This window comes from Burkholderia sp. WTPI3 (assembly GCF_021483755.1).
GTDB lineage: Bacteria > Pseudomonadota > Gammaproteobacteria > Burkholderiales > Burkholderiaceae > Burkholderia.
In genome coordinates this window covers 26,209-38,328 of record NZ_JAGIXF010000045.1, presented here as the reverse complement: position 1 = coordinate 38,328, position 12,120 = coordinate 26,209, and the positions used below count along the sequence as shown (strand labels likewise).

12 protein-coding genes are annotated in these 12,120 nt (G+C 67.5%); 9 read left to right on the top strand and 3 right to left on the bottom strand.

Going from position 1 to position 12,120, the window contains the following annotated elements:
- Positions 1-53 precede the first annotated feature (53 nt).
- Positions 54-1,328: an MFS transporter gene (locus J7024_RS22860; RefSeq protein WP_124829745.1), complete on the top strand. Its 1,275-nt coding sequence runs from the start codon at positions 54-56 to the stop codon at positions 1,326-1,328.
- Positions 1,329-1,548: 220 nt separating this feature from the next.
- Here the strand turns inward: J7024_RS22860 and J7024_RS22855 are convergent, their stop codons facing one another.
- Positions 1,549-2,496: a LysR family transcriptional regulator gene (locus J7024_RS22855; protein WP_124829746.1), complete on the bottom strand. Its 948-nt coding sequence runs from the start codon at positions 2,494-2,496 to the stop codon at positions 1,549-1,551.
- Between the two features lie 115 nt (positions 2,497-2,611).
- Here J7024_RS22855 and J7024_RS22850 point away from each other — a divergent pair, with 115 nt between their 5' ends.
- The 7 genes from J7024_RS22850 (at position 2,612) to J7024_RS22820 (ending at position 9,897) form a co-directional block, all read left to right on the top strand.
- A complete protein-coding gene (locus tag J7024_RS22850; protein ID WP_175751126.1) occupies positions 2,612-3,667 on the top strand; it encodes a 4-hydroxythreonine-4-phosphate dehydrogenase PdxA in 1,056 nt (351 codons plus the stop codon).
- A gap of 49 nt (positions 3,668-3,716) precedes the next feature.
- The gene (locus J7024_RS22845) at positions 3,717-4,889 is read left to right on the top strand and encodes an L-rhamnonate dehydratase (RefSeq protein WP_124829748.1); all 1,173 of its coding nucleotides are present in this window, start codon (positions 3,717-3,719) and stop codon (positions 4,887-4,889) included.
- An 8-nt stretch (positions 4,890-4,897) separates the two neighbouring features.
- The gene (locus J7024_RS22840; RefSeq protein WP_124829749.1) at positions 4,898-5,815 is read left to right on the top strand and encodes a dihydrodipicolinate synthase family protein; all 918 of its coding nucleotides are present in this window, start codon (positions 4,898-4,900) and stop codon (positions 5,813-5,815) included.
- Between the two features lie 102 nt (positions 5,816-5,917).
- Positions 5,918-7,210 (top strand): MFS transporter, encoded by a 1,293-nt coding sequence (locus J7024_RS22835; protein ID WP_124829750.1) that lies wholly within the window; start codon positions 5,918-5,920, stop codon positions 7,208-7,210.
- Between the two features lie 50 nt (positions 7,211-7,260).
- A complete protein-coding gene (locus J7024_RS22830; RefSeq protein ID WP_124829751.1) occupies positions 7,261-8,208 on the top strand; it encodes a YncE family protein in 948 nt (315 codons plus the stop codon).
- Entirely contained in the window at positions 8,186-9,151 is a 966-nt protein-coding gene (locus J7024_RS22825; RefSeq protein ID WP_175761455.1) for an amidohydrolase family protein, read from the top strand. Before J7024_RS22830 ends, J7024_RS22825 begins: the two co-directional genes overlap by 23 nt.
- 245 nt (positions 9,152-9,396) lie before the next feature.
- Positions 9,397-9,897, top strand: coding sequence for a GNAT family N-acetyltransferase (locus J7024_RS22820; protein WP_124829763.1), 501 nt, complete (start codon positions 9,397-9,399; stop codon positions 9,895-9,897).
- Positions 9,898-10,194: 297 nt separating this feature from the next.
- Here J7024_RS22820 and thrS read toward each other — a convergent pair whose 3' ends face one another.
- Positions 10,195-11,403 (bottom strand): threonine--tRNA ligase, encoded by a 1,209-nt coding sequence (gene thrS / locus J7024_RS22815; protein WP_175751124.1) that lies wholly within the window; start codon positions 11,401-11,403, stop codon positions 10,195-10,197.
- A gap of 39 nt (positions 11,404-11,442) precedes the next feature.
- Between thrS and J7024_RS22810 the strand changes: the two genes are divergently transcribed.
- On the top strand, positions 11,443-11,583 hold the full coding sequence (locus tag J7024_RS22810; protein ID WP_175751123.1) for a hypothetical protein: 141 nt from the start codon (positions 11,443-11,445) through the stop codon (positions 11,581-11,583).
- A 192-nt stretch (positions 11,584-11,775) separates the two neighbouring features.
- Here J7024_RS22810 and J7024_RS22805 read toward each other — a convergent pair whose 3' ends face one another.
- On the bottom strand, positions 11,776-12,072 hold the full coding sequence (locus J7024_RS22805; RefSeq protein ID WP_175691896.1) for a hypothetical protein: 297 nt from the start codon (positions 12,070-12,072) through the stop codon (positions 11,776-11,778).
- Positions 12,073-12,120 lie beyond the last annotated feature (48 nt).

The following is a 12,120-nucleotide window of genomic DNA, read 5'->3' as shown; positions in this document are numbered from 1 at the left end:
GCCAGTGAACGCGGCGTCATTGCAACGCCGCGCACGACCTTGGAGCGAGACACATGACTACCGATCATCGTCAACGGCGCCACACGCTGTGGCTGCTGTGCGCGCTTTCGTTCATCCTCTACGTCGACCGCGTGAACCTCGCGACCGCGGCCGGTGCGATCAAGTCCGAACTCGGGCTATCGAACACCGAACTCGGCGTCGCCTTCTCCGCCTTCGCGTACTCGTACGCCGTCTGCCAGGTCTTCGGCGGCTGGATCGCCGACCGCTTCGGCGCACGCATCACGCTGATCGGCTGCGGGCTGATCTGGGTCGCATCGACTTTCATGACGGGCCTCGTGCACAGCCTCGCCCTGCTGTTCGCCGCCCGACTGCTGCTCGGCATCGGCGAAGGCGCGACGCTGCCCGCGCAGGCGCGTGCGATCACGCACTGGTTCTCGCGCGAACGGCGCGGCGTCGTGCAGGGTTTCACGCATTCGTTCTCGCGGCTCGGCAACGCGGTCACGCCGCCGATCGTCGCCGCACTGATGACGTGGCTGTCGTGGCGCGCGGCGTTCTTCGTGATCGGCGCGGTGACGCTGGTGTGGCTCGCGTGGTGGATCGCAGGCTTCCGCGAATACCCGCTCGGCGACGATGACGGCCGCGCGCGCGCCATCGCGCGGCCCGCGCCGCCGTCCGGTCCGACGCCGTGGGGGCCGCTCTTCCGCCGGATGGCACCGACGATCTTCGTGTACTTCTGCTACGGCTGGACTGCATGGCTGTTCTTCACGTGGCTGCCGACGTTCTTCCTGAACGGCAAGGGCCTCGACCTGAAGTCGACCGCGCTGTTCGCATCGGGCGTGTTCTTCGCGGGCGTGGTCGGCGACACGGTCGGCGGCTGGCTGTGCGACCGCATCTACCGCAAGACCGGCAACCTCGCGCTGTCGCGCCAGAGCGTGATCGTCGCGAGTTTCGCCGGCGCGCTCGTGTGCCTGCTGCCGCTCGCATTCGTGCATTCAACGGCCGGCGTCGCGCTGTGCCTGTCCGGGTCGTTCCTGTGTCTCGAACTGACGATCGGGCCGATCTGGGCTGTGCCGAGCGACATCGCGCCGAAGCACGCCGGCATCGCGAGCGGGATGATGAACGCCGGCTCGGCGGTCTCGGGGATCCTGTCGCCGATCCTGTTCGGCTATCTCGTCGACCGCACCGGCAGCTGGACGGTGCCGTTCATCGGGTCGGTCGCGATGCTGCTGATCGGCATCGTCGCCGCGCTGCGGATCAGGCCCGATCGCGCGCTGTCGGAAGCCGCGCCGTCGCTCGCCGAAGCGCCGGCCGCGCCGTCGGTGCGCTGAAGCGGCGCGCGCCGGGTTCGCCTGCCTCAGCCGCCTCGCCGGTGTCGCCATCACGCTTAACCGCGTTCCCTGATGGCAGTGGCTTGGCGTGCTTGGCTGGTTCGGCTGGTTCGGCTGGTTCGGCTTGATCGGCTTGATCGGCTTGATCGGCTTGATCGGCTTGATCGGCCAGCGCGGTTGGCGCGGCTGGCTCGGGCGCCTCGGCTGACAGGCCGCGCCATTACGCATCGCCGTCATCCCCCGCCCCGTCCCGATGGAACAGCGCGAGAAACTGCTGCGCGGGAATGCTGAGCGGCCGGTCGCGCCGCACGAGGCTGCCGTACGACGGCAGCTTCTGCTTGAGCTCGTAATCGAGGATCGCCACGAGCCCGTGCTCCGCGTTGCGCCGGGCAACCGTCAGCGGAATCACGCCGAGCATCTGCGAACGGTCGACGAGGTTCATCGTCGTCAGGATCGAGCCCGTTTCGACGAGCCCGCGCGGCATCGGCTGGTGACGCGCACGGAATTCGCGCTCGACCACCTCGCGCGCCGGGCTGCCGGCCGGCTGCAGGATCCACGCGTAATCGAGCAGCGCGTCGAATTCGACCGGCCCCGCGCCCGCGAGCGGATGGTCGCGGCCCGCGATGATCGCGAGCGCTTCATCGTCCACCACGCGGAAATCGCAATCGCTACCGACGTGACGGCCGATCACCACTTCGAGCACGCCTTCGCGCAACTGCGGCATCAGCCGGTCGCTGGTGTCGACCGCGATGTCGATCGCGAGCAGCGGATAGCGCGCCTTCAACTGCACCAGCGCCTCGGTGAGCCGCCCCGGCGACGCCGCCATGATGCTGCCGATCGCGAGCCGCCCCGCGCTGCCGAGCTGCAGCTCGCCCAGCTCGCGGTTGAGCGCCTCCACGCTGCCGCGGATCCCTCGGAAATAGCCGAGCACGCGCTCGCCGGCCGGGTTCAGCACGAGCCCGCGCCCGACGCGGTCGAACAGCCGCTGGCCGAGCGCGCTTTCCAGTTCGGCCAGCATTTTCGTCGCGGCGGGCTGCGTGAGGCCGAGCTGGCCGGCCGCCGCGCGCAGCGTCGAGCATTCGTCCACCGCCAGCAACAGCGCGATCTGCCGCATCCGCAGCCGGTTCAGCAATTGGGGAGTCGAGTCTCGTCGATCGATCGAGCCCATTTCGATTACTCCAGGTTATCGATTCATCAAGAGTTTTCAATTTACCGACTCATTCCGTCTACCTAGCATGAACCCCATACACGAACGGCCACGCGCCGCCACCGGAGACACTGCAATGAACACCCCCTCGCCCGCCGCTCCCCTGCCTGTCGTCGCGCTGACGCTCGGCGACCCCGCCGGCATCGGCGCCGAACTGATCGCGAAACTACTTGCGCGGCCCGACGCGACCGCCCGCGCGAACCTCGTGCTGATCGGCGACCGCTGGCTGTGGGAAGCCGGCCAGCGCGTGGCCGGCGTGACGGTCGACGTCGAACCCGTCGCGTCGCTCGCCGCCGCGCGCGGCCGGCCGTCCACCGCGCGCGCCGCGTTCGTCGCGGTCGACACGATCGATCCCGCCCAGGTCACCGTCGGCCAGGCCGGCGCCGCCGGCGGCCGCTCGACGCTGACCGTGCTCGACCAATGCCTCGACGCCGCGCTCGCCGGCGACATCGACGCAATCTGCTTTGCGCCGCTGAACAAGTACGCGATGAAGCTCGGCGGGCTGAAGCACGACGACGAGCTGCATCACTTCGCCGCCGCGCTCGGCGTGACCGGCTACTTCTGCGAATTCAACACGCTCGGCGAACTGTGGACCGCGCGGATCTCGTCGCATATCCCGCTCAAGGATGCGGCAGCGCAACTGAGCGTCGAGCGCATCGAGCAGGCATCCGAACTGATCTACCGGTCGCTGCTCGCGAACGGCGTCGCCGCACCGAAGGTCGCGATCGCCGCGTTCAACCCGCACGGCGGCGACGGCGGCAGTTGCGGCCGCGAGGAAGTCGACATCATCGAGCCGGCGGTGCGCAAGCTGCAGGCGCGCGCGTGGCCGACCGACGCGCCGTTCCACGGCCCGTTCCCGGCCGACACGATCTTCCTGAAGGCGCAGGCCGGCGACTACCAGGCGATCGTCACGATGTACCACGACCAGGGGCAGATCGCGATCAAGCTGCTCGGCTTCTCGCGCGGCGTGACCGTTCAGGGCGGGCTGCCCGTACCGATCACGACGCCCGCGCACGGCACCGCGTACGACATCGCGGGCCGCGGCAGCGCCGACGTCGGCGCGACCTGGCAGGCGCTGCAGATCGCGTGCCGGATGGGCGCCGCGCGCCGCACGACCACCGTTTCCGCGTGACCCTCGCACGCCTTCTACACACGACAACATCGATTCCGGAGACACCATCATGAAGATCCGTTCCGTACGCGCCCGCGTATTCCAGTGGAAAGGCAAGACCGTCCCGCCGCAAGGCAACTTCTGCTCGAATGCGATGGACCTGCTGTACGCGCCGCAGGAGACGATGAGCACGTTCCGCTTCCATGCGTGGACGGTCGTCGAAGTCGAGACCGACGACGGCATCGTCGGCCTCGGCAACGTCGCGCTCGCGCCGCACGTCGCGAAGGTGATCATCGACCAGTACCTCGCGCCGCTCGTGATCGGCCAGGATCCGTGGGACTACGAATACCTGAACCAGCGGATGTACCGCGCGACCCACGCATGGGGCCGCAAGGGCATCGGCATGGCGGCGATCTCGGCCGTCGACATCGCGATCTGGGACATCCTCGGCAAGAGCGTCGGCAAGCCCGTGTTCAAGCTGCTCGGCGGACGCACCAAGGAAAAGATCCCCTGCTACTACTCGAAGCTGTACCGCACCGACCTGAAGGCGATGCAGGAGGAAGCGCAAAAGTATCTGAAGGAAGGCTTCCGCGCGTTCAAGATGCGCTTCGGCTACGGGCCCGCGCACGGGCAGCAGGGCGTGGTCGAGAACCTCAAGTCGGTCGCGGCGATCCGCGAGGTGATCGGCTACGACAACGACCTGATGCTCGAGTGCTACATGGGCTGGAACCTCGAGTATGCGAAGCGCATCCTGCCGAAGCTCGAGAAGTACCAGCCGCGCTGGCTCGAGGAACCGGTGATCGCCGACGACATCGACGGCTACGCGGAACTGAACCAGCTCACGCGCATTCCGATCTCCGGCGGTGAACACGAGTTCTCGCTCTACGGCTTCAAGCAGCTGCTCGATCGCAAGGCCGTGTCGGTCGTCCAGTACGACACGAACCGCGTCGGCGGCATCACGATGGCGCACAAGATCAACGCGCTGTGCGAGGCATACAGCGTGCCGGTGATTCCGCACGCGGGCCAGATGCACAACTATCACCTGACGATGAGCACGCTCGCATCGCCGATGAGCGAGTACTTCCCGATGTTCGACGTGGAAGTCGGCAACGAGCTGTTCTATTACATCTTCGACGGCGAGCCGGTGGCCGAGAACGGCTTCCTGCAACTGCGCGACGACGTGCCGGGTCTCGGCCTCTCGCTGAAGACCGAATTCCTCGACCAGTTCGACATCGTCGAGTGAGGGTCGCCATGAACGCACGCTACCAGGGCGTCTTTCCGGTCGCGCCGACGATCTTCGACGCGCACGGCGCACTCGACCTCGACGGCCAGCGCCGCTGTCTCGACTTCATGATCGACGCCGGCTCGCAAGGCATCTGCATCCACGCGAACTACTCGGAGCAGTTCGCGCTCGGCGACGACGAACGCGACCTCATCACGCGCACCACGCTCGAGCACGTCGCCGGCCGCGTGCCGGTGATCGTCACGACATCGCACTTCAGCGCGCGGATCTGCGCGCAACGCAACCGGCGCGCGCAGGCGCTCGGCGCCGCGATGGTGATGGTGATGCCGCCGTATCACGGCGCGACGTTCCGCGTGCCGGAAGCGCAGGTGCGCGCTTTCTTCCGCGACGTCGCCGACGGCCTCGACATTCCGCTGATGATCCAGGACGCACCGGCGAGCGGCGTCGCGCTGCCTGCGTCGTTGCTTGCGACGCTCGCACGCGAGATCGACGCGGTGTCGTACTTCAAGATCGAGACGCCCGGCGCGGCGTCGAAGCTGCGCGAGCTGATCGCGCTCGGCGGCGACGCGATCGAAGGGCCTTGGGACGGCGAGGAAGGCATCACGCTGCTCGCCGATCTCGATGCCGGCGCAACCGGCGCGATGACGGGCGGCGGGTATCCGGACGGGATTCGCCGCATCACCGACGCGTATTTCGCCGGGCGCCGCGACGAAGCGTGCGAGCAGTACGGGCGCTGGCTGCCGCTGATCAACTACGAGAACCGCCAGTCGGGCTTCCTGACCGCGAAGGCGCTGATGAAGGAAGGCGGCGTGATCGCGTGCGACCGGCCGCGCGCGCCGTGGCCCGACATGCACCCGCAGGTGCGCGCCGGCCTGCTCGACGCGGCGCGGCGGCTCGATCCGCTCGTGCTGCGCTGGGGACGCTGACCCAACATCTGCCTGTACCCGCAACGCGCGTGCGTTGCGCATCGGCGTGACGGCGGTCCGACAGAAGGCCGCCGCCGCCCGTCACATGGATCCGGAGACACCATGAACCTGCTGAACCCCGCCAACCCGGCCTATGAAGCCGGCGAAGCCGTTCCGCGCCGCCGCTGGCTGCGCGTGATTCCGCCGCTGCTGCTCGCCTGCATCATTTCGTACATGGATCGCGTGAACATCGCGTTCGCGATGCCCGGCGGGATGAACGCCGATCTCGGCATGGACGCGACCATGGCCGGCCTCGCCGGCGGCATCTTCTTCTTCGGCTACCTGTTCCTGCAGATTCCGGCCGGCCGGCGCGCCGCGCTCGGCAGCGGCAAGAAATTCATCGCGTGGTCGCTCGTGAGCTGGGCGCTGCTGTCGGTGCTGACCGGGCTCGTCACCCATACGTGGCAACTTTTGACGCTGCGGTTCATGCTCGGGGTGGCCGAAGGCGGGATGCTGCCGGTCGTGCTGACCATGGTCAGCCACTGGTTTCCCGACCGCGAACGCGGACGCGCCAACGCGATGGTCATCATGTTCGTGCCGCTCGCCGGGATGATCACCGCGCCGCTATCCGGCTTCATCCTCGCCGCGTACGACTGGCGTCACCTGTTCTTCTGCGCCGGCGCGCTGTCGCTGCTGTGCCTGGTCGCGTGGATGATGTTCGCCGACGACGGCCCTGAGACCGCACGCTGGGTGTCGCCGCGCGAAAAGGCGTACATCCTCGACGCGCTGCGCGAGGAACAGGAACGCAAGCAGGCCGCCGGCGCGCCTGCGGCGGCATCGTTCGGCGCGATGCTGCGCAACCCGACGATCTGGCTGCTGATCGCGATCAACTTCTGCTATCAGGTCGGCATCTACGGCTATACGATGTGGTTGCCGACGCTGCTCAAAAACCTCACGCACGGCGGGATGGGGAAAGTCGGCCTGCTCGCGATGCTGCCGTATGTCGCGATGATGATCGGGATGTTCGGCACGTCGTATTTGTCCGACCGAACCGGCAAGCGCCGCCTGTTCGTGCTGCTGCCGCTGGTCGGCTTCGCCGCGTGCCTCGCGCTGTCTGTACTCACCCATGCGTCGATGATCGTGTCGTTCGCGTTCCTGATCGGTTGCGGCTTCTTCCTGCAGGCGGCAGCCGGCGTGTTCTGGGCGATTCCGCCGAAGCTGTGCAGCGTCGAGACGGCGGGCAGCGCGCGCGGCCTGATCAACGCGCTCGGCAACCTCGGCGGCTTCTGCGGCCCGTATGCGGTCGGCGTGCTGACCCAGCACGTGAGCGCCGCGGCCGGCGTGTACAGCCTCGCGGTCACGCTCGCGGTGGCCGGCCTGCTCGCGCTGACGCTGCCCAGGCGCTGCGAAGACTGATACGCGCGCGCCGGGAAGCCGGCACGCGCACGAAACAACGGAGACTCACCATGAACGACATCCTGCTGCTGGTGCAGAAATGCGCCCATACCTTCAGCTTCTACGACCTCGAAACGAAAGCCGCGCTCAAGCATGTCGTGCTGCCGAACTTCCCGCACGAATTCACCGTCGACGTGAACAACCGCTACGCATACGTCGGCATCTTCGGGATCGAAACCGCGTGGTCGCGCGGCCATGAAGGCGATCACCGGATTGCCGAGATCGATCTCGTCGAGCGCACGCACACGCGCATGCTCGACCTGTGGCCGTACTACCGGCCGCACGGGATGGCCGCCGATCGCGACGGCCGGCTGTACGCGATGAGCGAGGCGCACGACATGCTGCTCGTGTTCGACGAACCGACCCGGCAGGCCGTGCCGAACATGGCCGTGCCGTCCGGCGGCGTGAAGACCCACCTCGTGACGCTCACCCGCGATGCGAGCCGTGCCTACGGCGTGCATCTGCTGTCGAACACCGTCACGCAGTTTCATCCGCGCGACGCGACCGTCGCGCCGCGCGCGGTGATGCCCGGCCCGCGCCCCGAAGGCAATGCGCTGTCGAGCGACGAGCGCACGCTGTTCGTCGCGAATCGCGGCGACGACACGCTCGTCGAGATCGACACCGACACGATGACCTGCGGCCGCCGCGTGAAGACGCGCAGCGATCCGAACCGCATCTACCGCACCACCGCGCCGGACGGCCGCGATTTGCTGCTGCTGACCAATTCCGGCGAACGGTCGATTTCGGTGTTCGACGCGCGGCAGCTCGAAGAGATCGAACGCGTCGCGCTGCCCGCGAATCCGACCGCGCTGTCGTTCCATCCGTCGCGACGCGTCGCGTACGTGTCGTTCCAGGACGACTACGTGCGCGAGCTCGATCTCGATGCGTGGCGCTTCGTCGGTGCGCTGCCGACGCTGCGCGAACCGGATGCGTCGTATGTGCTCGCAGGCACGCGCTGACCCACGCGGCGACGCGCGGCCGTCGCCGTCGCCGGATGCGCTGCCGGCCAGGCTCGTCGACGCGCATCACCACCTGTGGCAGCTCGGCACGGGGGCGCATTATCCGTGGCTGCAGGCGCAGTACGATCCGGCGCGCTTCATGTTCGGCGACTACGCGGCGCTGTGCCGCGATTTCGGCGTGGCCGATTTGCGGCACGCGGCACAGGGTGCGCCGATCGTCGCGAGCGTGCACGTCGAGGCCGAACGCGCGCACGACGAAGCGCTCGCGGAAACACGCTGGCTGCATCAGGTCGCGGCCGCGCACGGGCTGCCGTCGGCGGTCGTCGCGTGGGTCGACCTGCTCGCCGGCGACGCCGACGAGCGGCTCGCCGAACAGGCCGCGTGGCCGCGCGTGCGGGGCGTGCGCTTCAAGCCGCGCACCGCTGCGTCGGCGGATGCCGATGTCGACGGGCCGGGCACACTGCGCGATCCGCGCTGGCCGGCCGCGCTCGAACGGCTCGCCGCGCACGGCCTGAGCTGGGATCTGCGCGTGCCGTTCTGGCATCTCGGCGAAGCAGCCGCGCTGCTGGCCGATGCGCCGCGTGTCGACGTGGTGCTCGAACACGCCGGGTTGCCGTGGGATCGGTCGGACGCCGGGCTCGCGCGCTGGCGCGGCGGGATGGAAGCGCTCGCGGCATCGCCGCGCGTAAGCGTGAAGATCTCCGAGCTCGGGTTGCGCGACGCCGTGTGGAACGACACGGACAACGCGCGGATCATCCGCGACACGATCGCGATATTCGGCTGGGAGCGCTGCCTGTTCGCGAGCAATTTTCCGGTGGCGGGGTTGCGCGTGTCGTATCCGGCGCTGCTGCGCACGTTCGCGGGCGCGATGGCCGGCCTCGACGACGTCGCGCGCGACGCGATCTGGCACGGCAACGCGATGCGCGTGTACCGGATTGCGTGAACGGGCTTGACCCGGCCCGTGGGGTCGCCTTTATGCCGGGCGCAACGAATCGACAGCAGACAGGGGGGAATGGGCACGTCCGCGCTTCGCTTGTGCGCGTCGGCCTGCCTTGGCCGTGGGGCGGCGCGTGGTTCGCGTGTCGCCCGTTAAATCCAGCTTCCCGCCGCCCGGAATTTGACCGGTTCGCCGCGTTCGTGGATCATGCGCGTCAGTGCCTTGCATCCGCCCGCGAACGTGCGCCGACCATGCCCTCCGCCATCCGCCTGCGCCCGGCGTCCGCCGCCGACCTGCCGTTCCTGCTGACGCTCCGCCGGCTTACGATGACCGGGCATCTGCAACGGGTCGGCGCCCCCACCGACGACGAAGCGCACCACCGGCGCATCTTCGCGAACTTCGAAGACGCGATGATCGTCTGCGAAGGCGCGAGCGCCGACGCGAACCCGATCGGCTTGCTGAAAGTGACGCGCGCCGCCGACGAATGGCACGTTCACCAGATTCAGATCCACCCGTCGCGGCAAGGGCATGGCATCGGCGAAGCCGTGTTGCGCGATCTGCTGGCCGAAGCCGCGCGCGAGCACGTACCCGTATCGCTCAGCGTGCTGCACGGCAATCCCGCACGGCGGCTCTACGAGCGCCTCGGCTTCAGCGTCGCGTCGGAAACGGAAACGAGCGCGAACCTGATCTGGCGCGGATCGGCCGCGATGCGCGACGCAGCCTGCGTCAAGGCGCCCACCGATAGACGGTGATGCGGTTCCCCTTCACGTTGTTCTTCGTGACCACATGCTCGCCGTTCGAGCGGGCGACAGGCGCACACGCCGAACGTGTCGGCTAGCACGGGCCGCCCGACACGGAATAGCGCTTGATGTTCATGTCGGGGCCTTCGTCGCCGATCAGCAACTGCCCCGCCGTCGGTCGACAACCCGCACGCGGTTGTCGTGGAAATCGCTCGCATGGAGCAGCGCGCCGGCCTGCCCCGCGAAAGCGCAAAGCCGGGCATCCCGACCATTGCACGCACCTCGAACACGCCTGCGCGTGCCGTCCGGTCAGAACACCCGCGTCGCGGACGGAACGCGCGCCTGCTGCGTCAGGTAGGCGAGCGCATCGGTAATCGTCAGCACGTGCTGCTCCCCGTTCCTCATGCGTAGCGATACCTCACCGGCCAGCGCCTCCTTCCGTCCCGCCACTGCGACGATCGGTGCTGCCAGCTCCCTTGCATCGAAGATCTTGCGCGGCAGGCGTTCGGCACGAAAATCCCGCCGCACCCGGCACCCGATGTCTTCGAAGGCGAACGCCATGTTCTCGGCAAATGCGCGGGCGTCCTGTCCGATGTTCGCCACGACGATCTGGTCCGGCGCCAACCACGTCGGCAACCACCCCGCGTAGTGTTCGAGAAGCATGCCGATGAACCGCTCGAGGCTGCCGAGCACCGCGTGATGCAACATCACGGGCGTCGCTTTCGCACCGTCCTCCGCTACATAGGCGGCGCCGAGCCGCCCCGGCAATACGAAGTCGAGCTGGATCGTCCCGCACTGCCACGTCCGTCCCTGACCGTCGAGCAAATGAAATTCGAGCTTCGGACCGTAGAACGCTCCCTCGCCCGCCTGGATCGAGAAGTCCAGCCCTGCCGCCCGCGCAGCAGACGCCAGCATCGCTTCCGCGCGATCCCACACCGCATCGTCGCCGGCGCGAATCACGGGCCGCGTCGACAACGCCACGTCGAATGCGCCAAATCCGAAATCGGCATAGATCGTCTTCAGCAACACGCAGAATCGTGCGACTTCAACCTCCACCTGAGCGGGCATGCATAGAACATGGGCATCGTCCTGGGTGAACGCACGGGCACGCATGAGGCCGTGCAGCGCGCCGGACGGTTCGGCCCGGTGAACCGCGCCGAATTCCGCATATCGAATCGGCAGATCGCGGTACGAACGCGTGCCCTTTTTGAAGACCTGCACATGGCACGGGCAGCTCATCGGTTTGAGACAGTACGGATGATCGTCACTTTCGAGCGAAAACATGTTCCGCCCGAACTTCTCCCAATGGCCGCTCTGTTCCCAGACACCTCGCGCGACGATCTGAGGTGTCCGCACTTCGGCGAAGCCGGCCTGGCGCATCCGAACGCGGATATATTCCTCGACGACCCGAAACAAAACCATGCCGCGCGGATGCCAGAAAATGGCGCCTGGGCTCTCATCCTGTTGATGAAACAGATCCAGCCTGTTACCAAGCACGCGATGGTCGCGTTCGTCCATGATGTTCTCCGTTGACAGTGGGTACCGGCCGAACAGAGCATGAAAAAGGCCCCGTCCGTTTCCGGCGGGGCCTGGGGATCGCTCGAGGCACTGACCTACGACGCGCAACCTCCTCCCGACCCGCCATTGGCGGTCGTGGTGGTGGTCGTGGCAGTCGTGACAAAAAGTGCGCTCATGTGACGAATCTAGTCAACGCGTGAACGTCTGTCAACGACGCATTCGAATCCGGAACCGTCGCTCGGTGCGCGCCCTCGGGCATCCCGCGTCGGCGAGCAGTCGGCCAGTCGAATACGCGCGGCGCGACCTGACGCCTGCGCAATTCGCCCGGGCCGTGGGCGGCGATCGCTTCCCGAAAACCTGTCGCGAACCCGCTCAGATTGGCAGGGACGACGGTGCGTCGGAGCATTGCGGCTCATTGCGGCACCGCTCCGAACGCCGCATGCGACGCTCGGACTCGCTCTTGGCAATACGAATAGCGCTGTCAAAGCACGGGTCGGTTGCGACATGCCGATGATCGACGCTGACCAGCCACGCATTGCCATCGAAGCACCAACGAATGCGTCGATCCTCCATCACCGTTGCGAACCATCTCCAGATGTCCGCATCGACGACATTGGCCGCCTGCGCGGCAGCATGTCTCGCGACACGCATTTGCTCGAGTAAAGTCATGGGTTCACGCTCCTGCGAACACTCGATGGCTTTCATCGCCATCGAGGC

Coding starts and splice junctions, on each gene's coding strand:
- J7024_RS22840 (WP_124829749.1), top strand. CDS start 4,898: ATGAACGCACGCTACCAGGGCGTCTTTCCGGTCGCGCCGACGATCTTC.
- J7024_RS22810 (WP_175751123.1), top strand. CDS start 11,443: ATGAAAAAGGCCCCGTCCGTTTCCGGCGGGGCCTGGGGATCGCTCGAG.
- J7024_RS22855 (WP_124829746.1), bottom strand. CDS start 2,496: ATGGGCTCGATCGATCGACGAGACTCGACTCCCCAATTGCTGAACCGG.
- J7024_RS22820 (WP_124829763.1), top strand. CDS start 9,397: ATGCCCTCCGCCATCCGCCTGCGCCCGGCGTCCGCCGCCGACCTGCCG.
- thrS (WP_175751124.1), bottom strand. CDS start 11,403: ATGGACGAACGCGACCATCGCGTGCTTGGTAACAGGCTGGATCTGTTT.
- J7024_RS22835 (WP_124829750.1), top strand. CDS start 5,918: ATGAACCTGCTGAACCCCGCCAACCCGGCCTATGAAGCCGGCGAAGCC.
- J7024_RS22830 (WP_124829751.1), top strand. CDS start 7,261: ATGAACGACATCCTGCTGCTGGTGCAGAAATGCGCCCATACCTTCAGC.
- J7024_RS22825 (WP_175761455.1), top strand. CDS start 8,186: ATGTGCTCGCAGGCACGCGCTGACCCACGCGGCGACGCGCGGCCGTCG.
- J7024_RS22805 (WP_175691896.1), bottom strand. CDS start 12,072: ATGACTTTACTCGAGCAAATGCGTGTCGCGAGACATGCTGCCGCGCAG.
- J7024_RS22845 (WP_124829748.1), top strand. CDS start 3,717: ATGAAGATCCGTTCCGTACGCGCCCGCGTATTCCAGTGGAAAGGCAAG.
- J7024_RS22860 (WP_124829745.1), top strand. CDS start 54: ATGACTACCGATCATCGTCAACGGCGCCACACGCTGTGGCTGCTGTGC.
- J7024_RS22850 (WP_175751126.1), top strand. CDS start 2,612: ATGAACACCCCCTCGCCCGCCGCTCCCCTGCCTGTCGTCGCGCTGACG.